This is a genomic window from Streptomyces sp. NPDC097981, assembly GCF_040302565.1.
Classification (GTDB): Bacteria; Actinomycetota; Actinomycetes; order Streptomycetales; family Streptomycetaceae; genus Streptomyces.
Genome location: NZ_JBEORW010000042.1, coordinates 14,863 through 39,976, shown reverse-complemented (window position 1 = coordinate 39,976; position 25,114 = coordinate 14,863). Strand labels below are relative to the sequence as shown.

Annotated in this window: 25 protein-coding genes and 1 pseudogene; 9 read left to right on the top strand and 17 right to left on the bottom strand. The window is 72.3% G+C overall.

Annotated elements, in window-relative coordinates; all coding sequences use genetic code 11:
• Window positions 1-38 precede the first annotated feature (38 nt).
• Both ABTY04_RS31515 and ABTY04_RS31510 read right to left on the bottom strand, forming a co-directional pair.
• Window positions 39-497 (bottom strand): SseB family protein, encoded by a 459-nt coding sequence (locus ABTY04_RS31515; protein ID WP_328926694.1) that lies wholly within the window; start codon window positions 495-497, stop codon window positions 39-41.
• Between the two features lie 48 nt (window positions 498-545).
• Window positions 546-746 (bottom strand): DUF397 domain-containing protein, encoded by a 201-nt coding sequence (locus ABTY04_RS31510; protein WP_352216839.1) that lies wholly within the window; start codon window positions 744-746, stop codon window positions 546-548.
• A 106-nt stretch (window positions 747-852) separates the two neighbouring features.
• On the opposite strand from ABTY04_RS31510, the gene ABTY04_RS31505 reads away from it, so the two are divergent.
• The 3 genes from ABTY04_RS31505 (at window position 853) to ABTY04_RS31495 (ending at window position 5,096) form a co-directional block, all read left to right on the top strand.
• Window positions 853-2,679 carry an acyl-CoA dehydrogenase gene (locus ABTY04_RS31505; RefSeq protein ID WP_352216881.1) on the top strand — a complete coding sequence of 609 codons (1,827 nt, stop codon included), beginning with the start codon at window positions 853-855 and terminating at the stop codon, window positions 2,677-2,679.
• Window positions 2,680-2,953: 274 nt separating this feature from the next.
• Window positions 2,954-3,703: a hypothetical protein gene (locus ABTY04_RS31500; RefSeq protein WP_352216838.1), complete on the top strand. Its 750-nt coding sequence runs from the start codon at window positions 2,954-2,956 to the stop codon at window positions 3,701-3,703.
• Window positions 3,704-3,803: 100 nt separating this feature from the next.
• Complete coding sequence (locus ABTY04_RS31495) at window positions 3,804-5,096, top strand: M18 family aminopeptidase (protein ID WP_352216837.1); 1,293 nt, start codon at window positions 3,804-3,806, stop codon at window positions 5,094-5,096.
• Between the two features lie 90 nt (window positions 5,097-5,186).
• On the opposite strand, the gene ABTY04_RS31490 is transcribed toward ABTY04_RS31495, so the two are convergent.
• The 6 genes and pseudogenes from ABTY04_RS31490 to ABTY04_RS31465 all read right to left on the bottom strand — a co-directional run bounded on the left by ABTY04_RS31490 (window position 5,187) and on the right by ABTY04_RS31465 (window position 9,895).
• On the bottom strand, window positions 5,187-7,034 hold the full coding sequence (locus tag ABTY04_RS31490; protein WP_352216836.1) for an NHL domain-containing thioredoxin family protein: 1,848 nt from the start codon (window positions 7,032-7,034) through the stop codon (window positions 5,187-5,189).
• Window positions 7,035-7,280: 246 nt separating this feature from the next.
• A pseudogene (locus ABTY04_RS31485) lies at window positions 7,281-7,502 on the bottom strand (transcriptional regulator); the annotation flags it as partial.
• A gap of 81 nt (window positions 7,503-7,583) precedes the next feature.
• Complete coding sequence (locus ABTY04_RS31480; RefSeq protein WP_352216835.1) at window positions 7,584-8,027, bottom strand: DUF6879 family protein; 444 nt, start codon at window positions 8,025-8,027, stop codon at window positions 7,584-7,586.
• 43 nt (window positions 8,028-8,070) lie between these two features.
• Window positions 8,071-8,298 carry a hypothetical protein gene (locus tag ABTY04_RS31475; RefSeq protein ID WP_352216834.1) on the bottom strand — a complete coding sequence of 76 codons (228 nt, stop codon included), beginning with the start codon at window positions 8,296-8,298 and terminating at the stop codon, window positions 8,071-8,073.
• Between the two features lie 243 nt (window positions 8,299-8,541).
• A complete protein-coding gene (locus ABTY04_RS31470; RefSeq protein ID WP_352216833.1) occupies window positions 8,542-9,063 on the bottom strand; it encodes a DUF4240 domain-containing protein in 522 nt (173 codons plus the stop codon).
• 28 nt (window positions 9,064-9,091) lie between these two features.
• On the bottom strand, window positions 9,092-9,895 hold the full coding sequence (locus ABTY04_RS31465) for an ATP-grasp domain-containing protein (protein ID WP_352216832.1): 804 nt from the start codon (window positions 9,893-9,895) through the stop codon (window positions 9,092-9,094).
• Window positions 9,896-9,927: 32 nt separating this feature from the next.
• Here ABTY04_RS31465 and ABTY04_RS31460 point away from each other — a divergent pair, with 32 nt between their 5' ends.
• Window positions 9,928-10,092 (top strand): hypothetical protein, encoded by a 165-nt coding sequence (locus ABTY04_RS31460; RefSeq protein ID WP_352216831.1) that lies wholly within the window; start codon window positions 9,928-9,930, stop codon window positions 10,090-10,092.
• Here the strand turns inward: ABTY04_RS31460 and ABTY04_RS31455 are convergent.
• On the bottom strand, window positions 10,089-10,868 hold the full coding sequence (locus tag ABTY04_RS31455) for a carbon-nitrogen family hydrolase (RefSeq protein ID WP_352216830.1): 780 nt from the start codon (window positions 10,866-10,868) through the stop codon (window positions 10,089-10,091). The genes ABTY04_RS31460 and ABTY04_RS31455 overlap by 4 nt on opposite strands.
• 149 nt (window positions 10,869-11,017) lie before the next feature.
• Between ABTY04_RS31455 and ABTY04_RS31450 the strand changes: the two genes are divergently transcribed.
• Together ABTY04_RS31450 and ABTY04_RS31445 are read left to right on the top strand one after the other, a co-directional pair.
• Window positions 11,018-11,848, top strand: a complete 831-nt coding sequence (locus ABTY04_RS31450; protein ID WP_352216829.1) for a maleylpyruvate isomerase family mycothiol-dependent enzyme — start codon at window positions 11,018-11,020, stop codon at window positions 11,846-11,848.
• Between the two features lie 158 nt (window positions 11,849-12,006).
• On the top strand, window positions 12,007-13,026 hold the full coding sequence (locus ABTY04_RS31445; RefSeq protein ID WP_352216828.1) for an AraC-like ligand-binding domain-containing protein: 1,020 nt from the start codon (window positions 12,007-12,009) through the stop codon (window positions 13,024-13,026).
• Between the two features lie 118 nt (window positions 13,027-13,144).
• Here ABTY04_RS31445 and ABTY04_RS31440 read toward each other — a convergent pair whose 3' ends face one another.
• Window positions 13,145-14,452: an MFS transporter gene (locus ABTY04_RS31440; protein WP_502996753.1), complete on the bottom strand. Its 1,308-nt coding sequence runs from the start codon at window positions 14,450-14,452 to the stop codon at window positions 13,145-13,147.
• Between the two features lie 8 nt (window positions 14,453-14,460).
• Entirely contained in the window at window positions 14,461-15,135 is a 675-nt protein-coding gene (locus tag ABTY04_RS31435; RefSeq protein ID WP_352216827.1) for a GntR family transcriptional regulator, read from the bottom strand.
• A gap of 145 nt (window positions 15,136-15,280) precedes the next feature.
• Here ABTY04_RS31435 and ABTY04_RS31430 point away from each other — a divergent pair, with 145 nt between their 5' ends.
• The gene (locus ABTY04_RS31430; RefSeq protein WP_352216826.1) at window positions 15,281-16,474 is read left to right on the top strand and encodes a DUF418 domain-containing protein; all 1,194 of its coding nucleotides are present in this window, start codon (window positions 15,281-15,283) and stop codon (window positions 16,472-16,474) included.
• Here the strand turns inward: ABTY04_RS31430 and ABTY04_RS31425 are convergent.
• The 6 genes from ABTY04_RS31425 to ABTY04_RS31400 form a co-directional block, all read right to left on the bottom strand.
• The gene (locus ABTY04_RS31425; protein WP_352216825.1) at window positions 16,437-16,772 is read right to left on the bottom strand and encodes a protease inhibitor I42 family protein; all 336 of its coding nucleotides are present in this window, start codon (window positions 16,770-16,772) and stop codon (window positions 16,437-16,439) included. The two genes, ABTY04_RS31430 and ABTY04_RS31425, sit on opposite strands and share 38 nt — an antisense overlap.
• Before the next feature lie 18 nt (window positions 16,773-16,790).
• Entirely contained in the window at window positions 16,791-18,689 is a 1,899-nt protein-coding gene (locus ABTY04_RS31420) for a C1 family peptidase (protein WP_352216824.1), read from the bottom strand.
• 176 nt (window positions 18,690-18,865) lie between these two features.
• Window positions 18,866-19,909, bottom strand: coding sequence for a hypothetical protein (locus ABTY04_RS31415; RefSeq protein ID WP_352216823.1), 1,044 nt, complete (start codon window positions 19,907-19,909; stop codon window positions 18,866-18,868).
• A gap of 281 nt (window positions 19,910-20,190) precedes the next feature.
• Complete coding sequence (locus ABTY04_RS31410) at window positions 20,191-21,684, bottom strand: MFS transporter (protein ID WP_352216822.1); 1,494 nt, start codon at window positions 21,682-21,684, stop codon at window positions 20,191-20,193.
• Between the two features lie 54 nt (window positions 21,685-21,738).
• The gene (locus ABTY04_RS31405) at window positions 21,739-22,722 is read right to left on the bottom strand and encodes an NADPH:quinone reductase (RefSeq protein ID WP_352216821.1); all 984 of its coding nucleotides are present in this window, start codon (window positions 22,720-22,722) and stop codon (window positions 21,739-21,741) included.
• Between the two features lie 214 nt (window positions 22,723-22,936).
• Window positions 22,937-23,515 (bottom strand): NADPH-dependent FMN reductase, encoded by a 579-nt coding sequence (locus ABTY04_RS31400; RefSeq protein ID WP_352216820.1) that lies wholly within the window; start codon window positions 23,513-23,515, stop codon window positions 22,937-22,939.
• Window positions 23,516-23,786: 271 nt separating this feature from the next.
• Here ABTY04_RS31400 and ABTY04_RS31395 point away from each other — a divergent pair, with 271 nt between their 5' ends.
• Window positions 23,787-24,680, top strand: coding sequence for a pirin family protein (locus ABTY04_RS31395; RefSeq protein WP_352216819.1), 894 nt, complete (start codon window positions 23,787-23,789; stop codon window positions 24,678-24,680).
• A 204-nt stretch (window positions 24,681-24,884) separates the two neighbouring features.
• On the top strand, window positions 24,885-25,076 hold the full coding sequence (locus ABTY04_RS31390) for a hypothetical protein (RefSeq protein ID WP_352216818.1): 192 nt from the start codon (window positions 24,885-24,887) through the stop codon (window positions 25,074-25,076).
• Window positions 25,077-25,114: the final 38 nt, after the last annotated feature.

Genomic DNA, 25,114 nt, shown 5'->3' with positions numbered 1-25,114 from the left:
GGTCCCCCGCACTGCCCGCCCGCGCCGTGCCGTGCCGGCTAGCCGTACATGCGGCGCATCGCGAAGTCGACCATCTGCTCGACGGCCTTCGCGTCGAAGACCATCCGGTGGTCGCCCTCCATGTCGAGGACGAAGCCGTACCCGGTCGGCAGCAGGTCGATCACCTCCGCGCCGGTGATCACGAAGTACTTGGACTCCTTGCCGGCGTACCGGCGGAGCTCCTTGAGCGTGGTGAACATGGGGATCACCGGCTGCTGCGTGTTGTGCAGCGCCAGGAAGCCCGGGGTCTCGCCGCGCGGGCAGTAGACCTTCGACGTGGCGAAGATCTGCTGGAAGTCCTCGGCGGACAGCGAGCCGGTGGTGAAGGCCCGTACGGCGTCCGCGAGGGAGGGCGGGGACGGCTCGGGGTACAGCGGCGGCGTCTGCTGCGCGTAGCCCTGCGGGGGCTGCTGCGCATACTGCTGCTGGGCACCCGGGTTCTGGTCATAGCCGTACATGGCCGACAGCCTACCGAGGCCCGGCGGGCCCGAGGCGTCGAGTTCCGGTCAGCCGGTCTTGAGGGCCTCGACGAAAGGGGCCCATGCCGTGGCCGACAGCAGGAGGACCGGCCCGTCCTGAACCGTGGAGTCCCGCACGGGGACGACCCCGGTGAGCCCGTCGGCCACCTCGACGCAGTCGCCACCCGTGCCGTTGCTGTAACTGCTCTTGCAACAAGACCGTCTGGTGCGAGCTTTGACCCTGGTCACAGTCGGGACCGAAGGGTTGCCCTTATTACTGGCGGGTAGCATCATGTTGTTACCGATTGGTATGTACGAGGAACCTGTCTTCCCGAGCCTTAACGGAGCCGTCGCCATGGGGCACTACAAGTCGAATCTCCGAGACATCGAGTTCAACCTCTTCGAGGTGCTCGGTCGCGACAAGCTGTACGGCACCGGCCCGTTCGGTGAGATGGACGCCGAGACCGCCAAGAGCATCCTGTCCGAGCTGACCCGCCTCGCCGAGAACGAGCTGGCCGACTCCTTCGCGGACGCCGACCGCAACCCGCCGGTCTTCGACCCGGCCACCAACACCGCGCCGGTCCCGGCGTCCTTCAAGAAGAGCTACGAAGCCTTCATGGACTCCGAGTACTGGCGGCTCGGCCTGCCCGAGGAGATCGGCGGCACCACCTCGCCCCGCTCTCTGATCTGGGCCTACGCGGAGCTGCTGCTCGGCTCGAACCCGGCCATCTGGATGTACTCCTCCGGCCCGGCGTTCGCCGGCATCCTCTTCGAAGAGGGCAACGAGGCGCAGAAGAAGGTCGCGCAGATCGCGGTCGAGAAGCGCTGGGGCTCCACCATGGTCCTCACCGAGCCGGACGCCGGCTCGGACGTGGGCGCCGGCCGCACCAAGGCCGTGCAGCAGGAGGACGGCTCCTGGCACATCGAGGGCGTCAAGCGCTTCATCACGTCCGGTGAGCACGACATGGAGGAGAACATCCTCCACTACGTCCTCGCCCGCCCCGAGGGCCACGGCCCGGGCACCAAGGGCCTGTCCCTCTTCCTCGTCCCGAAGTTCCACTTCGACTGGGAGACCGGCGAGCTCGGCGAGCGCAACGGCGTCTACGCGACGAACGTCGAGCACAAGATGGGCCTCAAGGCCTCCAACACGTGCGAGATGACCTTCGGCGACCAGCACCCCGCCAAGGGCTGGCTGATCGGCGACAAGCACGACGGCATCCGCCAGATGTTCATGATCATCGAGTTCGCCCGCATGATGGTCGGCACGAAGGCCATCGCGACGCTCTCGACCGGTTACCTGAACGCCCTGGAGTACGCCAAGGAGCGCGTGCAGGGTTCGGACCTCGCGAACTTCATGGACAAGACCGCGCCCAAGGTCACCATCACGCACCACCCCGACGTGCGCCGTTCGCTGATGACGCAGAAGGCGTACGCCGAGGGCATGCGCGCCCTGGTCCTGTACACCGCCTCCGTCCAGGACGCGATCCAGCTCAAGCAGGCCGCGGGCGAGGACGCCTCCGCCGAGATCGGCCTGAACGACCTGCTCCTGCCGATCGTCAAGGGCTACGGCTCGGAGCGTTCGTACGAGCAGCTCGCCCAGTCGCTGCAGACCTTCGGCGGCTCCGGCTACCTGCAGGAATACCCGATCGAGCAGTACATCCGGGACGCCAAGATCGACACCCTCTACGAGGGCACCACGGCGATCCAGGGCCAGGACTTCTTCTTCCGGAAGATCGTCCGCGACCAGGGTGCCTCGCTGAACGTCCTCTCCGAGACGATCAAGAAGTTCCTGGCCGAGGCCGTCGGCGGCGAGGAGCTGGCCGGCGCCCGCGACGCGCTCGCCAAGGCCGCCGTCGACCTGGAGGCCATAGTCGGCCAGATGATCGTCGACCTCACCGCTACCGGCGAGGACGTCAAGAACATCTACAAGGTCGGCCAGAACACCACCCGCCTGCTGATGGCGTCCGGTGACGTGGTCGTCGGATACCTGCTGCTCAAGGGCGCGGCCGTGGCCTCCGAGAAGCTCGCGACGGCTTCCGCGAAGGACGTCCCCTTCTACACCGGCAAGATCGCGGCCGCGAAGTTCTTCGCCTCGCAGATCCTGCCGAACGTCTCGGTCGCCCGTGCGCTGGCCGAGTCCGTCGACAACACCCTGATGGAGCTCGACGAGGCCGCCTTCTAGCCTGCGGCGCCCAGCCCCCACAGCTGTACGCGGTGTACGTACACCCGACGGCCGGACCCTCCCCGGAGGGCCCGGCCGTCGGCGTGCCCGGGCCCGCCGCCACGGGCGCCATCGCGGCGCCGGTGCGCGTGGGATCGCCGCCCCGGTGCCCCGGCCGGGCTCCCGGTGCCGGCCACGGGTCCGGCACACCGGTGGCGGCGCCGACCGGCCTCGCATGCCGCCCGCGGGCACCGGCATTCCCCGGTTGTCGGTCCCGCGTGGGACGCTGTACGGCATGAGCCCGGCAGAGCAGCACGGCAACAGCAGGGGGTACTCCGTCCCGACCGGGCGGCCGTACGCCCTCAAGGAGCTGCAGGCTGCCCTGGGCAGTCTCGGCGACCATCTGCGGGAGCTGTACGACGGCGCCCACCCCGCGGAGTACGAGGCCGTCGCCGACGCCCTCTACACCGCCTTCCAGACCGCCGCAGGGCTCGCCCCCGCCAAGAGCTACACCGGCTGTCCCGAGCACCCCAACGGCGCCCTCGACCCGGAGGCGCCCGACGGCTGGGGCCGCTGCCTGATCTGCAACGACCGGCGCCGCCTCGGCCTGCGCGCCCAGGGCGTCCGCGGCGCCCGCGCGGCCGCCGCCGCCCCGCCCGCCGGGGGACAGCGCCGGCTGGGCTATCCCGTACCAGACCCCCCGTACACCCTCCAGGCCCTGCGCGACCACCTCCGCACCGTCGAGGACCGCCGCTTCCACCTGGGCTTCTCCTCCCCCCCGGAAGAGTTCGTACGGATCGCGGACGATCTCCACCGGGCGTTCATCGTCGCCCGCGAACTGTCCCGGCCGCGGGGCGCCTCCGGCTGCTCCGAGCACCCCGGCGCGCCCATCGATCCGGACGCGCCGCCCGGTGAGGCCTGTATCTTCTGCGCCGGACGCAAGAGACGCGCGCAGCGCTCCGCGACGACCCCGGAGATGCTCCCGCGCATCCGCCGGGGCGAGCGCAGGCAGCTGCAGCGCCGATTCGAGCGCCCGCCGGGCTGAAATGCCGCCGGGAAGCGGACCACACCGCCCGCGACCCGGCGTTTCGGCTATCCGCCGTAGCCCGACCATGGCGAACACGACCGTCGTTAAGGTGAACCACATGAGCTCTCCCGCCCGCTTCGACCGCGGCCACACCGACGATCTGATGACCTTCCTGACGGCCAGTCCGTCGGCCTACCACGCCGTCGCCAACGCGGCCGAGCGGCTGGAGAAGGCAGGTTTCAGGCAGTTGTCGGAAACGGACGCCTGGGACTCGGGCACCGGAGGCCGGTTCGTCCTCCGCGGCGGCGCGCTCATCGCCTGGTTCGTCCCGGAGGGCGCGACCGCGCACACCCCGTTCCGGATCGTCGGCGCGCACACCGACTCCCCCAACCTGCGCGTCAAGCCGCTTCCTGACACGGGCTCACAGGGCTGGCGGCAGATCGCGGTCGAGATCTACGGCGGCACCCTGCTCAACACCTGGCTCGACCGGGACCTGGGCCTGGCGGGCCGGCTGAGCCTGCGCGACGGCAGCGAGCGGCTGGTGAACGTGGACCGCGCGCTGCTGCGCGTCCCGCAGCTGGCCGTCCACCTGGACCGGTCGGTCAACAGCGACGGCCTCAAGCTCGACAAGCAGCGCCACATGCAGCCGATCTGGGGCCTGGGCGAGGTCCAGGAGGGCGACCTCATCGCCTTCCTGGAAGAGGAAGAGGGCCTGCCGCAGGGCTCGGTGGCCGGCTGGGACCTGATGGTCCACTCGATCGAGCCGCCGTCGTACCTGGGGCGCGACCACGAGCTCGTGGCCGGACCGCGGATGGACAACCTCATCTCGGTGCACGCGGGCGTCGCCGCGCTGGCCGCCGCCTCCACCGCCGACAAGCTGGACCACATCCCGGTTCTGGCCGCGTTCGACCACGAGGAGAACGGCTCGCAGTCGGACACGGGTGCGGACGGCCCGCTGCTGGGGAACGTGCTGGAACGTTCCGTCTTCTCGCGCGGGGGCACGTACGAGGACCGCGCACGGGCCTTCGCGGGCACCATCTGCCTGTCCTCGGACACCGGCCACGCCGTGCACCCCAACTACGCGGAGCGGCACGACCCCTCGCACCACCCGCACGTCAACGGCGGCCCGATCCTGAAGGTCAACGTCAACCAGCGGTACGCGACCGACGGCAGCGGACGCGCCGTGTTCGCAGCGGCGTGCGAGCGGGCCGGGGTGCCGTGGCAGACCTTCGTCTCGAACAACTCGATGCCCTGCGGCACGACGATCGGCCCGATCACGGCCGCCCGCCACGGGATCCAGACGGTGGACATCGGCGTCGCGATCCTCTCGATGCACAGTGCCCGCGAACTGTGCGGCGCGGACGACCCGTACCTGCTCGCGAACGCGCTCGTGGCCTTCCTGGAGGGCTGAGTCGCCGAGTCCCGCGTACGGATCCGCCCGCCGGCGAAGTACCCGGCGGGCGGACCAGCGTGTCGGCGGCTTCGGCCGGACGCCGTCGTCCTACTGGGCGTCGAGCCCGGCGAGGACGAGGGGGAGGCGGGTGGCGCCCTCCGCGGTGACGGTCACCGGCACGCCCCAGTCCTGCTGGTGCACGTGGCAGGCCGGGTACTCGTTGGCCGGATCGTCGTCGCACGACGCGGCCATGGCGGAGACGTGCAGGACCCCCTCGGTGACGTCCGGGTTCAGGGCCAGCTCCCGGAACAGGTCCGTCCCGGCGCCCTCGCCCTCCAGCAGGAGCTCCGGCGGGGTCGACGAGACCAGCAGGCGCGTCGAAGGCCCGTAGCGGGTGTCGAGCTTCTGCCCGGCCGGCGCCTGGAACACCACGTCGAGACGGAGCGTGCCCGGGGCGACCTCGGTGGCGGCCCGCTGGGTGCGGTGGGCGACGGCGTCCACCCGTACCGCCTCCTCCGGCAGCCGCAGCCGGGTCAGCCGGTGCCGGGCGGACTCGACGACCACGATGTCCTCGCCGACCAGCACGGCATCACTGGGCTCGCGCAGGTCGGTGGCCAGCGTGGAGACCTGGCCGGTCGCCGGGTCGAAGCGGCGCAGTGCGTGGTTGTACGTGTCGCACAGCGCGACCGAGCCGTCGGGCAGCGCGGTCACCCCGAGCGGGTGCTGGAGCAGCGCCTGGCCGGCGTCGCCGTCCCGGTGCCCGAAGTCGAACAGCCCCGTCCCGACGGCGGTCCGGACGGCGTACCCGCCGTCCGCGTCGGCGTCCGGCTCCACGTACCGCAGGGCGCTGTTCTCGGAGTCGGCGATCCACAGCCGGTCCCCCGCCGCCGCCAGCCCGGACGGCTGCGCGAGCCAGGCCTCCAGGGCAGGACCGTCGTGCAGGCCCTCGCTGGTCGTCCCCGCGGCGACGGCCACGGTCCCGGCCTCCGGGTCCCAGGTCCACAGCTGGTGCACACCCGCCATGGCGATCCACACCTTGCCCTGCCACCAGGCGACGTCCCACGGCGAGGACAGGTCCACCTCCAGGGCCGGCCCGGAGGCCGGGGACCCCTGCCACCACTGCCGCCCGGTCCCGGCGACGGTCTCGACGGCGCCCGTCGCGGGGTCGAAGCGGCGCAGCGCGTGGTTGACGGTGTCGGCGACGATCACGGACCCGTCGGGCAGCAGCGCCAGCCCCTGGGGCTCGCTGAAGGCGTCCGGCCCGAAACCGCGCTCCCCGCTGCCGATGCGCCGTACGACGCTCTCGCCATCGGCGGCCAGCTCCACGAGCTGGTGCCGCGTCGAGTCCGACACGAGCAGGTTCCCGGTCGGCAGCACGAGCGCCTTCCCGGGGAACCGCAGGTCGGTCGCCACCGGCTCGGGCGCCACGTACGGCCCGTCCCCGCGCCGCAGCGTCCCCTTGGCCTCGTGCTCGGCTTCCAGCTCCTCCACGAGCCGCGCGATGGCATGCGCATGCCCCTCACCGGCGTGCTGCGCGACGATGTACCCCTCGGGGTCGATCACGACGAGCGTCGGCCAGGCGCGTACGGCGTACTGCTTCCAGGTGGCCAGCTCGGGATCGTCCAGCACGGGGTGGTGCACCTCGTACCGCTCGACGGCATCGGCGACGGCCGCGTGCTCGGCCTCGTGCACGAACTTGGGCGAGTGCACCCCGATGATCACGACAGTGTCGCGGTGCTTCTCCTCCAGCTCGCGCAGCTCGTCCAGGACGTGCAGGCAGTTAATGCAGCAAAAGGTCCAAAAATCGAGGATCAATGTGCGACCTCGGAAGTCGGCGAGCTTCAGATCCTTGCCACCGGTGTTGATCCAGCCCCCCTTGCCGATCAGCTCGGGGGCACGGACACGGGCACGGCGGGGCGCGGGCGCGGGGGTGGGCGCCGAGGCAGCATCGTTCATGTTTCAAGCTTGCCATCCGCTTGTGAAGGCGGGATCACGCCCGTACGAAGCGGCTCAGGGCACCCGCTCCACCACGGCTACTTCCGAGAACTCCCGGAGGAAGGTCATGTGACCGGTCCGGCCGGTGTGCTGGATGCACAGGCCGGTGATCGGCTTCACGGCCCTGCTCCTCATGTCATCCGTCTGACAACCACGCTAGGAACGGCGCGGAGGGGCCTCAACGAACTTGCGCAGACTTGCGCCCGATCACCCGAGAGAATCGATGGCTGCTGTGATCAGCGCGCGGGCCGGGGCGCCGTAGACGGCCAGTTCTGCCAGGTTGGCGAAGGTGCGGGCGTACATGCCGATCTCGTGGGGCTGGGTGATCGTGAGGAACGCAGCGACCAACTCGACGTTGACCTGTGCCTCATCGAAGACCCAGAAGTCCTCTACCGGCCACAAGGCCGTACGGTCTGCGCTCAGCGGGACCGGATCTCGCGCAGTCGCTTGCCCAGTGCCTCCCGGGCTTGCTGAACACTCGACGATGAACTCATGCCGGGCTGCTCCGGATCAGACCGGCCGGTAGTCCTCGTGCGGCCTGGCCCGCTCCCAGACAGCCGTGAACGCGGACGCGCACAGATCCACTACGACGGGATCGGTGACCAGCTCTTCACCGGTCATCTCTCCATTGCCGTCGAAGTGGTTGAAGAGCACCGAAGAGCGGTCGAAGAGCCACAGGTCGTTGCCGGGGAGGGCGAGGACGGAAGCCTCCCGGCGCGGGAGCCAGCGCACGGACTCACCCGCCTTGATGTTGTGGCCGCTGGTCAGCTCGTACTCGTAGCGCACATACGGGGAGATCGGCTCGGAGACGATGCGCGCCCGGCGGACGTCAACCCCCCGAGCCACGGACGCGGAGACCAGCTCGGCCCACCAGGGCCAGCGTTCCGCCGGGTCGAATCGCTTGCCCGACGTCCACTCGGCGCAGTCCTGATCCAGGGCGTAGGCGTCTCTCATCTCCAGGTGGTACGCGCTGCGCTTCGTGGCTCGGAACAGGTCCTCAAACGTCGGCTCCGTCGCCACCGTTCACCTCCGGGAAGAACTGCATCATGCGCTGCGGGAACTCGATGACGGTCTCATGGGCCGGGATGTCCATCTGAGCCAGCCGCTCCGCGTCCGTCGCACGCCACCCTTGCAGGATGCAGTTCCCGGTCTCGTCGTCCAAGTAGACGGTAGGGGAACCGTTGTTGGGGCTCTCGGGGTCCTTGCCAAGCCGGTGCAACGCCATGGTGTCCTCCGGTCGCTTGGGTGGCGATCAACACGAACGAGCTTGCGCCGGATCACGCGAGCCTGCCAGCAACTTGCACGAACTTCTACGGGCCAAAGCCCCCCACCCGCCCGCCGTCCTGGTCAGGGTGACGAGCACGGGACTCAAGGGGTGTTCAGCGGGCTTCGGAAGGGCTTAACGGGGTCGTTCTCGCCCCCCACCGAGGGGGTTCCGCCAGGTCAGCGCGGAAGAATCAGTCATCTTCTAGTCGAACAGCGCGCTCAGGCGGGGCAGGCGGGTGGAGGTTTCCTCGGTGTCGTCGAAGTCGAAGTCCCAGGACGGGTCCAGCGGCGGGTAGCTGATCGTGAAGGAGTCCGACGGGAGTTCGCGGCCCGTGGCCGATTCGTACGCCGTCCAGGCGATCGAGAGGGCCTCCTCGTCCCACAGCTCCAGGCCCTCCTGCGCCGCCTCTCGGACCGCGGGGTGGTCCGCGAGGGAGTCCGGGTCGGCCAGGGCGCGGGCGAAGGCCTCCTCGCCCTGGGTCAGGAGCCAGCCGCGGAAGTAGTCGAAGCCGTCGTCCGAGCAGCCGCCGTTGATCACGTAGGCCGCCGCCCACAGGGGGCTGCGGTAGGACTCCGCCAGCAGGTCCCACAGGACCTGCTGGGCCGCGGCTATCTCGGCCTCGGGGCAGCGCGCCAGCAACTCCGAGGCGCGCGCCGCCACCTGATCCGGAGCGGCCTGCGAGCGGGCCGTCTCGATCAGCTTCCAGAACGTGTGCTTGTCCATGGGGGAAGCCTGGCACCCCCCTCTGACATCAGACGGTGAGGAAGGAGTGAAGGGATTCGGTGAGAGCGGTGATGAAGGCATCCCGCGTCGCCGGGGGCACGAGGTCCAGCGAGAGGTACGGGTTGAGGTCTTCGAGCTCGACCAGGAGGAGTTCGCCGGAGGGGGCGCGGCAGGCGTCCACCCGCTGGATGCCGTGCGAGAGGGTGTTCCACTCGATGAAGCCGCGGGCGAAGTCGAGGTCCGCCGCCGTGGCCTCGTACGGCTCCAGCTCCCAGCGGCGGGCCGGGTCCGGGGCGTGGAGGGCGTACTGGAAGGCGTCGTCGACGAAGTAGAAGGACACCTCGTACGCGAAGTCGATGCGCGGCTGGATGAGGTGCTCGCCCGCCGGGCCGGCCGGGTGCGGGGTGAAGGTCAGGCCTATGGAGTCCGCGCCCTGCTTGGGCTTCACGGCGTACGACGGCGCCGAGGGGAGCAGGGCGAGGTCCGCCGGGTCGTCGATCGTGGGGATCACCGGGTGGCCGGCCGCGGTGAGGTCGAGGAGGTACTGCTTGCCGGCCATGTCGCCGCGGCCCGTGAGCGGGTTGTAGACGCGGGTGCCGGCGGCGAGGGCGGCCGCGCGGAAGGAGTCGTACGCCTCCTGGTAGTGCAGGACCGGGCCGCTGTTGCGTACGATCACCGCGTCGAAGTCCGCCATCATCCCCTCCGCGTCCAGCGGGTGGCACAGGGCGAGCGGGAAGTGTTCGCGCAGGCGCGAGGTGAGGAGGATGTCCTCGTCGCAGTAGCGGCGGCCGCGCGCCGGGTACGCCAGGTCGGTCACATAGAGCAGAGGCATGGCGGCAACCTATCGCGGGCATCGGTCCGGGAATGAAATACCCGGTTCGGGACAAAGTGCCGGCCTTCGGGGACGACTGCCGGATCAAGGACGAGGACGTGGACGAGGACGCGGCGCTGCCGATCGCCGTCGCCGTGTGCCTGATCCGCATGGAGGGGCAGGCCCTGGAGGTGCCCCGGAGGCGGTCGGCCCGCTAGCGGCCCAGGCGGCGGTCCTTCAGGGCCGGGAACTGCTCGCGGGTCTCGGCGACCTTCGCCGGGTCCAGGTCGACGGTGAGGACGTCCTCGCCGGGGCCCGCCTCGGCCAGGACCTCGCCCCAGGGGTCCACCACCAGGCTGTGCCCGGACTGTTCGACGCCCGCGTGCGTGCCGGCCAGTGCGCAGGCGAGGACGTACGACTGGTCCTCGACGGCCCGTGCCCGGTTCAGCAGGGTCCAGTGGGCCCGGCGGCGGGCCGGCCAGCCCGCGGCCACGACCAGCGTCGTGGCCCCGGCGTCGACCAGGCCGCGGAACAGCTCGGGGAAGCGCAGGTCGTAGCAGGTGGCGATGCCGAGGGTCTGCTCCGGCAGGGTCACGGTGGTCAGGGAGTCGCCGGCCGTCATCAGCACGGCCTCGCCCTGGTCGAAGCCGAAGCGGTGGATCTTGCGGTACGTGGCGGCCAGCTCGCCGGACGGGGAGAGGACGAGGGCGGTGTTGTAGAGCGAGCCGTCGCCCGCGCGCTCCACGACCGAACCGGCGTGCAGCCAGACCCCGGCGTCGCTCGCCGCCTTGGACATCGCCTCGTACGTCGGGCCGTCCAGCGGCTCGGCCTCGGTCTCGAACTGCTCGTAGGCGAAGGCACCCACCGTCCACAGTTCGGGCAGGACCACCAGATCCGAGCCGGCCTGATCACGTACGAGATCGGCCACGCGGGCACGGCGTGAGGCGACCGGCTCCCCGTCGGTCACAGCGATTTGGATCAGCGAGGCGCGCACAGTACCACCGTCCTGGCATTCAAGCCGTCAACTCGGGCCTACGATCGTCACACGAAAGCACTGCCGGGGTGCTCACCGGCAGCGTAGTTTTGGAAACAGTCCACACGTTGCCAGAAAATGCGCCACTGAACAGCACGCGAGGGGTCCCGTTGACCGTCCAGCCGCATCCCAGCCTCCAGCCCTATGCCGACGCGTGGACGCACTCCATCGAGGCGATATCCGAGCTGGTCCTCCCCCTGACGGAGGGCGAGTGGAACCGGGCGACACCGTGTCCCGGCTGGTCCGTCCGCGATGTGGTGTCACACATCATCGGCATCGAGTGCGAGCAGCTGGGGGATCCGCGGCCGATCCACACCGTCGCGAGGGACCTGCGGCACGTGGTCGACGAGTTCAGCCGGTACATGGAGGTGCAGGTCGACGTCCGGCGCCACCACACCGCGCCGGAGATGACCTCGGAGCTTGAGTACACGGTCATCCGGCGGTCGCGGCAGCTGCGCAACGAGAAGCGGGATCCGGCCACGATGGTGCGGGGGCCGCTGGGCGACCAGGTGACGCTGGAGTTCGCGCTGCGGCTGCGGGCGTTCGACGTGTGGATCCACGAGCAGGACCTGCGGGCGGCGCTGGGCGTGCCGGGCAACTGGGACTCGCCGGGCGCGTACGTGGCGCGGGACATCCTGATCGCCGGACTGCCGAAGGTGGTCGCGAAGCTGGCGGGAGCACCGGCGAACTCGGCGGTGGTCATCGACGTGCACGGACCGGTGGAGTTCATGCGGACGGTGCGTGTGGACGCCGAGGGCCGCGGGACGGTCGACAAGGCGCCCTCGCTCGGGCCGGCGGTGACGCTGACGACGGACTGGGAGACGTACGTCCGGCTCGCTGCGGGCCGGGTCCGGCCGGGCGCGGTGGCCGACCGGGTGAAGGTCGAGGGCGACCCCGAGCTGGCGGCCGCGATCCTGGCGAACTTCGCTGTGACCCCGTAGCGCGGGGCCTGCTGCTGCGGCGCGTCCGGCAGTACGTCCGGTTCGGGGCGCCTCGCGCCGGCGCGGGCGGATCGCGGATCCCGGATCCGAGAACCGGCGTGCGCGGTTTCTCGTCCCTGTCACGGGCGGAACAGGCGCAGCAGAGGAGGTTCCCGGAAGTGTGGTCCAGATTGTCGTCCGCTGCCGTGCCGGAGGCGGAGCGGCTCGATTGGTTCACCGACATCGTCGCGCAGGAACTGGTGCCCACGGCGATCCGGAGCGAGCAGGCGGGGAGGTTCTGGGCGGAGGCCGCCGTTCTGGACCTGGGCGTCGTGCAGGTGTCCACGTTCGACTTCACCTCGCTGCACTCGCGGCGCACGGCCGCCCACGTCCGGCGCAGCGACCCCGAGCAGTACCAGATCGGGCTGGTCGCCGACGGAGCCATGTCCCTCACCCAGAACCGCTTCGACTCGGGTCTGTTCAGCGGTGACATGGTCCTCTGGGACACCTCGCGGCCCATGGAGTCGGTGGCGCTTCCCGGGGACGGGGGGCTGATCCGGGCCGTGACGCTGTCGTTCCCGCGCCATGCGATGCCCCTGCGCGGCGCCCGGATCGAGCGGATGCTCGCTCAGCGCATCCCCGGGGGCCACGGCATGGGGGCGATCCTCGCGCAGTACATGCGCTCGCTGGCAGCGCACGCCGCGGACTGCGGGCCGGCGGAGCTGAACCGGCTGGGGACGGTCGCCCTCGACCTGGTGGGCACCTGCCTCGCCGGGCAGCTGGGCGCCGAGGACAAGCTGACCGCCGAAGCCCGCAACCGTGCGCTGCTGGAGCGGATCGACGCCTTCATCGACCACAACCTCGGCGACCCGCAGCTGACCCCGGCCGCCGTCGCCGCCCGGCACAGCATGTCACTGCGCCGCCTGCAGCTGCTCTTCCGGGAGCGGGGGGAGACGATCGCTGCGGAAATCCGCCGACGGCGCCTGGAGCGGTGCCGGGCCGAGCTGTCGGAACCCGCGTTGCTGACCCGGCCCGTGCACGTGGTGGCCGGGCGCTGGGGGTTCACCAACGCCGCGGTCTTCAGCCGGATGTTCCGCGAGGCGTACGGGGCCAGCCCCACGGAGCTGCGCCACCAGGCGCTGCAGGAGGCCCTTGCGCTCAACATCAACGAGATGTGCGCAGGAGGTGAACGGCACTGACGGTGTCCGGCCATAAGCTCGACAACCGTTGGCCGGAAGCCTGCGCCGTGTGACGGCCGGGCGGGAAAGGACGGGGGTCTGTCCCGCCCGGCCGCATGCCCGGAGCCCGTCGTCCGGATCAGGCCGAAGTCGCGGCCGGGGCCGGGGCGCCGGGGCGGCCCGGCAGCGGGGCGCTCTGGAGCCGGTTGCGTTCGGCGGTGAGCGCGCGGCCGCGGAGGCGGAGGATCTGCGTGATCCCCAGGAACTCCACGAAGAAGACCGACGAGAAGGCGATCCGGTAGTCGTCACCGGTGGCGTCCAGCAGGAGGCCGACCGCCAGCAGGGTCGTCATCGACGCCAGGAAGCCGCCCATGTTGGTGATGCCCGACGCGGTGCCCTGGCGTTCGGCCGGGTTCGCGGGGCGGGCGAAGTCGAAGCCGATCATCGAGGCGGGGCCGCACGTACCCAGGACCACGCACAGCGTGGTCAGCAGCCACATCGGGGCGCGGGCGCCGGGGTAGGCCAGCACCGAGCCCCACAGGGCGGCGGTCAGCGTCACCGTGCCCAGCGCCAGCGGTATCCGTGCCGACTGGCGGCGGCCGATGAGCTGGCCGTAGACGAGGCCGAAGCCCATGTGCGAGGCCACGACCAGCGTCAGCAGCCCGGCCGCGGTGGTCCGCGCCAGCCCCTGGTCCTCGACCAGGAACGGCATGCCCCACAGCAGCAGGAACACCATCGCCGGGAACTGCGTGGTGAAGTGCACCCACAGGCCGAGCCGGGTGCCCGGCTCTCGCCAGGAGTCGCGGATCTGGCGGCGGACGAAGCCGGCGCCGCCGTCCCGCCGCACCGGCGGCGGCTCGTGGCCCTCCGGGTGGTCCCGTAGGAACAGCACGAGGGGGACCAGCACGGCCAGGCCCGCCACCGCGCTGCCCGCGAACGCCGGGACCCATCCGACCTCGTGCAGGACGGGGGCCAGCACCAGCGTGGAGACCAGGTTGCCGGCCATGCCGACCAGCCCCGCCAGCTGCGCCATCAGCGGACCGCGCCGGGCCGGGAACCACCGGGTGCCCAGCCGCAGGACGGAGATGAAGGTCATCGCGTCGCCGCAGCCCAGCAGGGCGCGCGCCGCGAGGGCCGTCCCGTACGTGGGCGAGAGCGCGAAGCCGATCTGGCCGGACGTGAACAGGACCGCGCCCAGCGTCAGCACCTTCTTGGTGCCGAGCCGGTCCACGAGCAGGCCCACGGGCACCTGCATGCCCGCGTAGACCAGCAGTTGGAGGAGGGAGAAGGTCGAGAGCGCGGAGGCGCCCACGCGGAAGCGGTCCGCCGCCTCCAGGCCGGCCACGCCCAGGCTCGTACGGAAGATCACCGCGACGAAGTACACGGCGACGCCGATCGACCAGACGGCCACCGCCTTCCGGCCGCCCGGAGGATCCCTGAACACCACGCGCCCGCTCACCGGCCCGGCCCCCGCACCAGCGCCTCGACCCGGCCCACGTGGCCCCGTACGGCAGCGGCAGCGGTCTCCGCGTCCCCGGCCCGCAGCGCGTCCAGGATCTCCGCGTGCTCGGCCAGCGTCCGCTCCACCCTCTCGGGATGGGCGTGCAGCAGGGCCACGCCCATCCGCAGCTGCCGGTCGCGGAGCTGGTCGTAGAGCCGGCTCAGGATCTGGTTGCCGGCGCTCTGCACGATCGCGGCGTGGAAGCCCCGGTCGGCGGCCATCATCGCCGCGAGGTCGCCGTCGGCGGCGTGCCGGCGCTGCTCCTCCAGCAGCCCGGCGAGCCGCTCCAGCAGGCCCGGCGGCGCCGGCACGGCCCTGCGTACGGTGAACTCCTCGACCAGCAGCCGGGTTTCGATCACATCGGCGATCTCCTGCGCGGAGACCGGCAGCACCAGCGCGCCCTTCTTCGGGTACAGCTTCAGCAGCCCCTCGGTCTCCAGCCGCAGCAGCGCCTCGCGGACCGGCGTACGGGACACCCCGACGGCTTCTGCGAGTTCGCCCTCGGTGAGGAGGGTGCCGCCCTCGTAGCGGCGGTCCACCAGCACGGCCTGCTTGACGTGTCGGTACACGCGCTCGGCAGCGGTCACGGGGGCGGCGGCGGTCGGGGCGGGAGGGGCTGCGGACGGCATGCGCACAGGATAGATACATGAGGGGTGCACCGGTCACCCCGTCCGTGATGTGGACCGCTTCCCCGCGCCGCTGCATCGAAGGATGTACCCGGGCTTCGTCTCGGCGCAGGACGCAACGGGCTCCGCGCGCCGGGACGCTGAAGTCATGGCCCACACCACCCTCGCCGCCCCCGCGGTGACCTCGACCCGGCTCCCGCTCCTCGACGTCCTGCGCGGCGCCGCCATCCTCGGCACGCTCATGACCAACGTCTGGATCTTCGCCTCCCCCGGTTCCGAGTGGAGCGTGCTCGGCGGCCTGGACCTGCCCGACCCGGTCGCCGACCCGTCCGCCGCCAGCATCGCCGAGACCGTGTTCCGGTTCCTCGCCGACGGGAAGTTCCTGTCCCTTCTGACGATCCTGTTCGGGGTGGGCCTGGCCATCCAGTACGACTCCGCCGCGCGCCGCGGCGAGCCCTGGCCCGGGCGCTACCCACGGCGGGCCGCGTTCCTCTTCCTGGAAGGGACCGTCCACTTCGTCCTGGTCTTCGCCTGGGACGTGCTGATGGGGTACGCCGTCACCGCCCTCCTGGTGGCCTGGCTGCTGGCCCGCTCCGAGCGGGTGCGGCGGGTCACGATGTGGGTCGCGGGCGGGGTGCACCTGGCCTTGATCGGCCTCGTGACGCTCGGGGACCTGGCCAAGCCGGACTCCGGGCCCACGACTCCGGATCCCGCCGCGGCCCGGCTGTACGCCCACGGCGGCTACCTCGAACAGATCGCCTTCCGGCTCGACCACGCCCTCGCGCTGCGCATCGAGCCCGTCTTCTCCTTCGGACTGCTGGTGTTCCTCTTCCTCCTCGGCGTCCGGCTGCACCGCGCGGGCGCCTTCTCCCCGACCGCCGGCGGGCGCCGGATCCGGGTCCGGATGGCCGCCCTGGGCCTCGGCCTCGGGCTGCCGGCCGGCGCCGCCGCCGCGCTCGGGGGCCACGACTTCTTCGTCCTGGGGCGCTACGGCATCGCCCCGCTGGTCGCCGTCGGGTACATCGGCCTGATCGGGTGCGCCCTCGACCGGTTCCGGGTCCCCGGGGCCGGCGCCCTCGGCTCCGTCGGACGCACCGCCCTGTCCTGCTACGTCGGCCAGAACCTGCTCTGCATGCTGCTCTGCTACGGCATCGGGCTCGGGCTCGCCGACCGGCTCGGCGGGAGCGGGCCCTGGTGGGTGATGGGCCTGTGGGCAGCGGTCGGCCTCACCCTGGTCACCGCGTCCCGGCTCTGGCTGCGCCGCTTCGACCGGGGCCCGCTGGAGGCCGTACAGCACTGGGCCCTCAGGAGGCGGGGGCCGCGCCCTGAGCCGCGCCGGTGACCTCCACCTCCAGGACGAACTCGTCGTACGGGGCCTCCTGCGGGTAGGGCGGGCGGATCTGCGCGAAGCGGATCCGGGCCCGCCCGCCCGGGCAGCGGCCGCGGACGGCGTACGTCCGCTCCAGCGGGGCGCCGGGCAGGACCTGGACCGGCGGGGGCAGGGGCGGGGCCTCGTCCACGGAGACGGCGTCCGCATCCCCGGTGACCTGCCAGGTCCACACGTACCCGCGCGCCCCGCGCCCGGTGAGCCGCAGCTCGTACGACTCACCGACGCCGAGGGCGACCTTGCGCACTTCCACCCGCAACGACCTCCCGGCTCAGGCGGGGCCGATCACCGGCCCCTCGTGCCAGCCCGCGCCGTCCCTCCAGTAGTGCTGCAGCTGACGGTCCGTGCGCAGGACGATGACCTCCAGGTTGAACCCGAAACTGCCCTGGAGCATCCCGGTGACGGCGAGCGCGTCGTGGCCGAAGACGGCGCTGCGGCTCCAGGCGGAGCCGGAGGCGTTGCCCCGCCACCAGTGCTCGACGTGCCCGCCGGCGACGGCCACGCAGAGCTCGTAGTTCCCGGCGGTGTCCTCGTCCACCGCCCCGTACTGCGCCTCGATCAGGCAGGGCGCGGAGGTGACCGAACTGCCGAAGACCTCCCCCGGGCACCAGGCGAAGCCGTTCGGGTCATCTCGCCACCACAGCTGCATCCGGCCGTCCGTACGGGTGGCCACGAGGTCGAGGTGGCGGCTGCGGGTCTGGACCAGGGCGGGCCCGAAATGGGCGATGCCGGAGGCGAAGCGGCCGCCGTCGTTCCAGGTCCAGGGGGCTCCGTTGATCCGCCACCAGTGGCCCAGGCGGCCGTCGGCGGTGCGCACGACCGCCTCGAAGTTCCCCGGCTTGCCGTAGTCGCTCTGGATGAACGCCGGGGTCGACCCGATCGCTGCGTCGCCCGGCCCGAAGGCGCCGCCGTCGCGCCAGGCCCCGCCGGACTGATCGTAGAACCAGTGGCGCAGCCGGCCGCCGGTGGTCACGTGCAGCGACTCCATGTTCCGGTTGTACGTGGTCCCGGTGAAGGCCGGCTGCCCGGAGGCGTCGTTGGCGTAGGCCTGGGCGCGGGCCCACGGGAAGGGGGCGTCGCCCTCGCGCCACCAGTGCTGGAGGCGGCCGCCGCCGGCGGTGGCGAGCATCTCGAAGTTGCGGTGGGCACGGCCGTTGCCGCTCTCGTAGACGTTGCCGGCGTGCAGGCGGCGCTTGCTCCACGGGTCGACGTTGGTGCCGCGCAGGCCGCACTTGGCCCAGTAGTCGATCTTGACCTCGCCGTAGGCGATCCGGCCGTACCCGCCGACGTGGTACCCCGGCCCCCAGGAGTTCTTGAACAGCCAGCAGCCCGCGGCGTCGTCGTAGCCGACGATCAGCACGCAGTGGCCGCCCGCGAGGTGGTCGCTGGTGCGGTGGTAGACGCCGGAGCCGAGGCCGAAGAAGTCGTCGTACACGTCGAAGCACGCGGTCAGCGGGCCGACGGTGTCGAGCCAGACCTTCTGCTGCTCCACGTCGCCGAGGCGGACGTAGTCGGTGATCCGGACGGTGCGGCCGGACCGGTCCCAGCTGGGGGTGTACTCGGCGCGCCAGGCGTCGCGGCGGTCGGCAGGGACCGTGGACGGGGGCGGGGAGTAGGGCCAGCAGTCCGGATCGGCGAGGCCGCCGTTGGCCTTGACCCAGTCGAGGGCGGTCTCGGGGTTGGAGCCCTGGCCGCAGGTGAACTTCAGACCGTCGTGGACGTCCCCCTCGGACCGCTTCGCCCAGACGTTGTGCTCGATGCGGGCCATGGACTCGACGAGGCCGGCGGCCCCGAACGCCCAGCAGGAGCCGCACGGGTTCTGGTCCTTGACCTTGGTGATCCAGGGCCAGCCCCAGCGAACACGCCAGTCGACGGCGGCGGGGCGGGCTCCGACGACCGGCCCCGGCGTACCGGGCAGCAGCCCGTGGGCGGCCCGGCGCCGGGTGAGGTGCGGATTGCCGCTCTCGCGCCCGATGAGCCCCTGCAGGTCGACGGCGCCGATCTCCTGCGCGGGCGTGAGGTTCGCCCCGGGTTCCATGCCGAGCGAGGGGCGCGGCACGGCCTCCTCGTCGGCGAGGTGCTCCATGACGGACCAGCGCGCTCCGTGCTCCACGAGCTGTGCGCGCAGCTCCCCCACCGTCTGGACAGACTCGACAGACTGCTCCGGCATACCGGCCCCCCAGCTGCAACCGTTCGGATGCGAGACCCGGGAGCGTCCATCGCGCGGCGGGGCTCGTCAAGGGTGTCTGCGCGGTCGCGCGGGCGCACGGGGGGTCGTACGAGGTCGCGCGACCGCCCCCGGTGCCGGAGGGACACCGGGGGCGGCGGGCAGAACCGGGCGCGGGCCTACTCGGCCGGGTCGGGTGCCGGGGCCGCCGGGGCGGCGGAGTCCGGGGCGGCGGCAGGCATGCCGGGCAGTCCGAGGCCGGAGAACAGGGCGACGACGGTGGTGCCCAGGTCGTTCACGACGTCCGTGACCCTGGCCGCGTCGATCGTGCAGTCGCAGGGGCCGGCGGCCTTGGCGACTTCGTCGACGGACGCCTTGAGGTGGTCGACCGCGGCGGTGACGCGGTCCAGCGGGGCCGCCGCCTTGGGCTTCACGGCGCCGGGGGCGTGGGCCGGGACCGCGACGGGGAGCGTGACGGGCTGGGCCAGCCCGGCGGGCGGCTTGGCCGCCTCGGCCGGCTTCGCGGCGTCGGCCGGCGGCTTGGCCACCGCGGCCGGGGGCTTCGCCGCATCCGCGGGCGGCCGCGCGGCGTGGGCCGGAGGCCTCGCGGCGTCGGCCGGCGGCCTCGCGGCGTCGGCCGGCGGCCTCGCGGCGTCGGCCGGCGGCCTCGCGGTGTCGGCCGGAGGCTTCGCGGTGTCGGCCGGCGGCTTGGCCACCTCCACCGGGGGCTTCGCCGCTTCCGCGGGCGGCTTCGCGGTGTCGGCCGGAGGCCTCGCGGTGTGGCCCGGAGGCCTGGCCCCGTCCACCGGGGGCTTCGGCGCATCCGCGGGCGGCTCGGGCAGGACCACCAGGGCCGCCGGGTGCTCGGCCCCGGCCCCGGGGGTGGTGGGCGCGGCCGGGGCGGCCGCCGCGAACGTCTTCTTCAGGCCTGCGAGCGCCGCATCGATCTTCTGCTTGTGCACGGCGAGGTCCGCGTCCGGGAGCTTTCCGTCCGGCGACTTCAGGACCTCTCCGAGGAAGTTGGTTACGGGCGTGATCAGGCTGCCTGCGGAGCCCAGCGACTCCACCTGCGCGGTCAGCGCCTCGGCACCGGGGAGGGCCTTCTTCGCCACCGGCGTCGACGGCTTGGCGGGGGCGTCGGCCGCACCGGCCAGACCGGGGGACACGGTCAGCAGCGTCACGCAGAGGGCGGCGGGGAGGGTGTAACGGGTGATGCGGTGCAAGATCTCTCTCCTGTTCAGAGGTACAGAGGTGACATGGGACGTGGGTCACGGACATGTCGGGGGCGTGGGACCTGCCCCTGTCCCACTCACGGCCACCCCGTCACATTCGGCAACCGGAGACCGGGCCACCGGACCCCTGAAACGCACCCCGGATCCACCCCGTGACCCGCCTTTACCTGCACAGATCACTTCACTCTTCAGCTGTGCTGCACCCTCGTGACTCCATCACTCTGCGTGGTCACCGCGGCTACGGGACCTCCACCCCGGCCTGCCCCCCTTGGTCAGGCCGGAGTGGAGGAGCGTTCTGCCTGCCGGTCGGCGGTCCTCGGGCCGGGCGGGCGGACCGGGCGGACCGGGCGGACCGGGCGGCTGGGCGCCAGCCCGTACACGGCCAGGCCGATGGCCAGCAGGAACACCACGCAGGCCGCCTCGAAGGCGAACGCGTACCCGCTCGTGGTGGCCGCCGGGTCCCCGGCGGCCATCAGGGACGCCGTCCGGGCGTCGGCGGCGGAGGTGATCAGGGCGAGGCTGATGGTCGGCCCGGCCAGGATGGCCGTGTTGACCACCGCCCCGGCCAGGGCGGACTGCTCCTCCGGGACCCCGCTGACGGCCCCCACCACGGCGGCGGACATCAGCGTGCCGATGCCGGCCGACAGGATGACCAGGCCCGCCAGGACGCACGGTGTGGAGCCCGTACGCAGCCCCACACCGCCGATCAGGAAGAGCCCGGCGGCGATGACCGCCAGTCCCCCCACCGCGACCGCGCGGACGCCGTGGCGGGCGACGATCCGGCCCGCGACGAAGCCGACACCGAGCAGCATCGCGCTGTACGGGATGAAGGCCAGGGCGTTCTGGAGCGCCGAATAGCCGCGCACCTGCTGGAAGTAGAGGGCCAGCAGGAAGGCGGTGCTCGCGCCGATCGCCGGGCCGAGCAGCGCGCAGACCAGGGCGGTCGCGCGCCGGCGCGAGGCGAGGAAGCCGGGCGGCAGCAGGGGGGCGCGGACGCGCCGCTGGGCGGCGGCGAACACGGCGAGCAGCACCGCGCCGAGCGCGAGCGGGGCGAGGACCTGGGCGGCGGCCCAGCCGTGCGGGCCGACCATCACGAAGCCGTAGCCGAGGGTGGAGAGCGCGAGGGTGCCGAGCACCGCGCCGACGAGGTCCACGGGGACCCGCACGGGCGCGGGCCCGGTCGGCAGCGACCGGGGGGTGAGGGCCAGCACGGCCACGGCTGCCGCCGCGAGCAGGCCGAAGCTCCACCGCCAGGTCAGCCAGGTGACGAGCGCCCCGCTGAGCACGATGCCGACGGCGGCGCCGAGGCTGGCCAGCAGGCCCCAGCGGGCCAGGGCCGCGGCCCTGGCCCTGCCCTCGGGGAAGACGACCCGCAGCAGGGCCATGGCCGCGGGGGCGGCGAGGGCGGCCCCGCAGCCCTGGAGGAAGCGGGCGGCGAGGACCGTGTGGGAGGTGGGGGCCAGCGCTGCGGCGAGCGAGGCGGCGGCGAACAAGGCCGTGCCCCGGGTGAACAGCCGGCGCTGCCCGATCCGGTCGGTGAGCCGCCCGCCGAGCAGCAGCAGCCCGCTGAAGGACAGGCCGTACGCGGCGCTGTCGAGGATGAGGTCGATCCGGCTGAGGCCGAGTTCCCGCTGCATGGCCGGACCGGCGGCGAACGTCACCGACACCGAGGCGTTGAGGAGGAGTTGCACGGCGCCGAGGATCGCGAACCGCACCCAGGTGTTCGGCGGGGCGGCCAGGGCCCGGGCCTCCGGGGAATCGTCCATGCCGCGAGTGTTCCAGCCGCCGACGGCGGCCGGCGCGGCCGGCGGGCCAGTCCGTCAGGTCTGCTTCGGCATCAACACGACGCGGCTGCCGTGCAGTTCGCCGTTCTCGATGCGCCGGTGCGTACGGGCCGCCTCCGACAGGGGGACCCGCTCGACGGAGCGGGCGCGCAGCCTGCCGTTCGCCAGCAGGCGGTTGATCGCGCCGGCGGCCTCGCCGAGTTCGGCCGAGGTGGCGTGCGAGATGACGAAGCCGACGACGGAGCCGTCCTTCATGTAGAGCGGTCCGGCCGGCAGGACGGGCTGGGAGCGGGCGCCGGCGAGGAGCACGATCCGGCCGCGGGGCGCGAGGAGTCCGACGGCGGCGGCCAGGTCGTTCGTACCGGAGGTGTCGATGTGGACGTCGACGCCGTGCGGGCTGAACTCGCGTATGCGGTCGGCCAGTTCGGGGTCCTTGTAGTCGAGGACCGCCGCCGCGCCGAGCGCCCGGCAGTGCTCGGCGGCGCGCGCGCCTGCGGTGGCCACGACCCGGGCGCCGGCCTCGACGGCCATGGTGACCAGGGCGCTGCCCACGTTCCCGGCGGCTCCGGCGACGAGCACCGTCTCGCCGGGGCGCACCCGGCCGTGGGTGAACAGGGCGAGGTACGCGGTACCTGCGGGGTGTACGACGGCGACGGCCTCGGCCGCGTCGACGGCGGCGGGCAGGCGGTAGAGGCGGTCGGCCGGGACCACGGCCCGTTCGGCGGCGGCGCCCTGGCGGCCGCCGTGGCCGAGGCTGTTGCACCAGACGCGGTCCCCGGCGGCGAAGCCGGCCGCGCCGGGGCCGGCCTCGACGACGGTGCCCACCAGGTCGCGGCCGATCACGAACGGGAACTCGACGGGGGTGCGGAAGAGCCCGGACCGCACGAAGGTGTCCACCGGGTTGACGGACACGGCCTCGACCTCGACCAGGACATCCGTCGGGCCTGGGCTCGGAGGGGTGATCTCGCCGTAGCGGATGTTCTCGGCGGGGCCCAGTTCTTCGATGAAAGCTGCACGCATGGGGCGATCCTCGCCCGGGTCCGCACGGTTCGCGCACCGCGCCGCGAAGGCTTCGTCAACTCCCTGGCCGGGTCCGGCGGGATCCCGCGGGGAACGGGCTCCGAACAGGCCGAAGGGCCGCTACGGGGGTGTGAGCGGCCCTTCGGAGACGGGGGGTCGTGCGGTGTCGGCGGCTCCGCCCGGCGGGGGGATCGGGGACCGAGCAGCCGATGGATCAGAGGTTGGCGTCGGCGATGGCGCGGGTCTCGCGGATCTTCGTGCCGAGCGCGGTGAGCAGCTGCCGGAGGATCTCGATGGTGGTCTCGTCGGTCAGGTTGCCGTGCTCGTCGAAGCGCTCGTGGGCGCGGAAGATCTGCAGCTCGGGCTTGCCGACGACCTTGGAGTCCGTCCACAGGAACATCTGGCGCAGCGCGAGCTGGGCGCGGACGGTGCCGAAGTTGGTCGGCGCGGCGCCGGCGATCGCGACCGGCTTGCCGGTCAGCGAGGAGTCGAGGGCCGGGCGGCTCGCCCAGTCCAGGGCGTTCTTCAGGACACCGGGGATCCCGTAGTTGTACTCGGGGGTGGCGATGAAGATGCCGTCCGCCTCGGCGATGCGGCGACGCAGATCGGCCACGGCGACCGGCGCCGGGTCGATGTCGTGGTCGGTGTCGTAGGGCGGGATGTCGCGCAGACCCTCGTAGATCTCGATGGCCAGGTCACCGGGGGCGAACTTCTGGGCGGCGCGCACGAGTGCGCTGTTGTACGAGGCGCCGCGCAGGCTGCCGGAGATGGCCAGGATCTTGAGCTCGGGCATGAACTGTCCTTCCGCAAGGGTGACATGCGCAGCGAATGCCGTGTCCGGCATGCCCCTGCGAGGTGAACGTCGGGGAATGGCAGGAGTCTGTCCGCGCACGGGATGAGCCGACAACGGCGGTGGGCCGGATCTGTCATCTGTCCACGGGCGGGTCGGTGCGCGGGACTTGATCCGGGACGGCCCCTCCCGTATAACTGGCATCGAACTGAACTGAACCGTATGGTTCATTTCGCCGAGAGAGCGACGACCGCGAACGACGAGAGAAGACATCATGACCACGCTGGGTTCCGTTATCGACACCGCCACCGCGATCCGCTCGGTGGCCGACGTCCTGCAGCCGGTCCACACGCTGGAGGGCGAGGGCTTCCCTGTCCGGCGCCCCTTCCCCACGCCGCAGATCCCGCAGCTGGACCCCTTCCTGATGGTCGACCAGGTCGGCCCGGTGGACCTCGGCCCGGGCGAGCCCAAGGGCGCCCCCGACCACCCGCACCGCGGCTTCGAGACGATCGCGTACGTGCTGGAGGGCGACATCGAGTACGCCGACTCCACCGGCAACCGCGGCGTCGTCCCGCCCGGGGCCGTCCAGTGGCTGACCGCGGGTGCGGGCGTGGTGCACTCGGCCCAGCCGACCGACGCCTTCCGCGCGGCCGGGGGGCTCCAGCACAACCTGCAGATCTGGGTGAACCTGCCCGCCGCCCTGAAGGAACTGCGCCCGCGCACCCAGAACCGCGCCGCGGAAGAGATCCCGGTGGTCCGGAACCTGGACGGATCCTGGTTCAAGGTCATCGCGGGCTCGGCCCTCGGCGTGACCGGCCCCTTCGACACGCAGATCCCGGTGACCGTGGTGCACGCCTCGATCGCCCCGGGCGCGAGCGCGCAGCTGCCGGCACCGGCGGGCCGCAACGCGGCGGTGTACGTCCTGTCCGGCAGCGGCAAGGTCGCGTCAAGCGAGCTGGCCGACGGCGAGCTGGCCGTCCTCGCCGACGACGGCGACACGGTCCGCGTCGAGGGCGGCCCGATCGGCGCCGACCTCCTCTTCCTCTCGGGCGAGCCGATCGGCGAACCGGTGTTCCGCAGCGGCCCGTTCGTGATGAACACCCCCGAGGAGATCGACCAGGCCTTCGACGACTACGCGGCGGACCGCCTGGGCCGCTACGAGGACTGACACGGGGACCGATCCCTGCACCGCAGACCACAACGGGGGGCACCCCGCCGGACACCGGCGGGTGCCCCCGGTGTCTTTTCCCGCCCGGCGGCCGTCGGTCCGGGCGCCCGCGACCGGCCCGTGGCGTGATCACGCCGGGCGCCCGCCCGCGCGGGATACCCTCCTCGAGATCACAAACGGGGGGTTGTCATGAGGTTTGCCTGGTTGCTGTGGCTCACGCGCCACTTCGAGGAATTCGGCTACAGCCAGGGGCTGTTGAGCGGCGTCGTCGGCACGCTGGCCGTCCTCATCACGGCCCTGCTGCTCGCGTACACCCTGCGCCGCTCCAGCCTGGCCGCCCTGGCCGCCGGCACGGCGGTGGGCGCCGCCGGGATCGCCTGGCTGGCCACGCACTGACCCGGCCGGCCGCACGCGCAGGGCGGGCCGCACGCGCC

What these genes read in the sequence shown, in the direction of transcription:
- ABTY04_RS31505 (WP_352216881.1), top strand. Translation starts at nt 853, where the DNA reads ATGGGGCACTACAAGTCGAATCTCCGAGACATCGAGTTCAACCTCTTC.
- ABTY04_RS31515 (WP_328926694.1), bottom strand. Translation starts at nt 497, where the DNA reads ATGTACGGCTATGACCAGAACCCGGGTGCCCAGCAGCAGTATGCGCAG.
- ABTY04_RS31490 (WP_352216836.1), bottom strand. Translation starts at nt 7,034, where the DNA reads ATGAACGATGCTGCCTCGGCGCCCACCCCCGCGCCCGCGCCCCGCCGT.
- ABTY04_RS31495 (WP_352216837.1), top strand. Translation starts at nt 3,804, where the DNA reads ATGAGCTCTCCCGCCCGCTTCGACCGCGGCCACACCGACGATCTGATG.
- ABTY04_RS31410 (WP_352216822.1), bottom strand. Translation starts at nt 21,684, where the DNA reads ATGGACGATTCCCCGGAGGCCCGGGCCCTGGCCGCCCCGCCGAACACC.
- ABTY04_RS31460 (WP_352216831.1), top strand. Translation starts at nt 9,928, where the DNA reads ATGAAATACCCGGTTCGGGACAAAGTGCCGGCCTTCGGGGACGACTGC.
- ABTY04_RS31395 (WP_352216819.1), top strand. Translation starts at nt 23,787, where the DNA reads ATGACCACGCTGGGTTCCGTTATCGACACCGCCACCGCGATCCGCTCG.
- ABTY04_RS31405 (WP_352216821.1), bottom strand. Translation starts at nt 22,722, where the DNA reads ATGCGTGCAGCTTTCATCGAAGAACTGGGCCCCGCCGAGAACATCCGC.
- ABTY04_RS31500 (WP_352216838.1), top strand. Translation starts at nt 2,954, where the DNA reads ATGAGCCCGGCAGAGCAGCACGGCAACAGCAGGGGGTACTCCGTCCCG.
- ABTY04_RS31480 (WP_352216835.1), bottom strand. Translation starts at nt 8,027, where the DNA reads ATGAGAGACGCCTACGCCCTGGATCAGGACTGCGCCGAGTGGACGTCG.
- ABTY04_RS31430 (WP_352216826.1), top strand. Translation starts at nt 15,281, where the DNA reads ATGGCCCACACCACCCTCGCCGCCCCCGCGGTGACCTCGACCCGGCTC.
- ABTY04_RS31475 (WP_352216834.1), bottom strand. Translation starts at nt 8,298, where the DNA reads ATGGCGTTGCACCGGCTTGGCAAGGACCCCGAGAGCCCCAACAACGGT.
- ABTY04_RS31465 (WP_352216832.1), bottom strand. Translation starts at nt 9,895, where the DNA reads ATGCCTCTGCTCTATGTGACCGACCTGGCGTACCCGGCGCGCGGCCGC.
- ABTY04_RS31435 (WP_352216827.1), bottom strand. Translation starts at nt 15,135, where the DNA reads ATGCCGTCCGCAGCCCCTCCCGCCCCGACCGCCGCCGCCCCCGTGACC.
- ABTY04_RS31470 (WP_352216833.1), bottom strand. Translation starts at nt 9,063, where the DNA reads ATGGACAAGCACACGTTCTGGAAGCTGATCGAGACGGCCCGCTCGCAG.
- ABTY04_RS31420 (WP_352216824.1), bottom strand. Translation starts at nt 18,689, where the DNA reads ATGCCGGAGCAGTCTGTCGAGTCTGTCCAGACGGTGGGGGAGCTGCGC.
- ABTY04_RS31400 (WP_352216820.1), bottom strand. Translation starts at nt 23,515, where the DNA reads ATGCCCGAGCTCAAGATCCTGGCCATCTCCGGCAGCCTGCGCGGCGCC.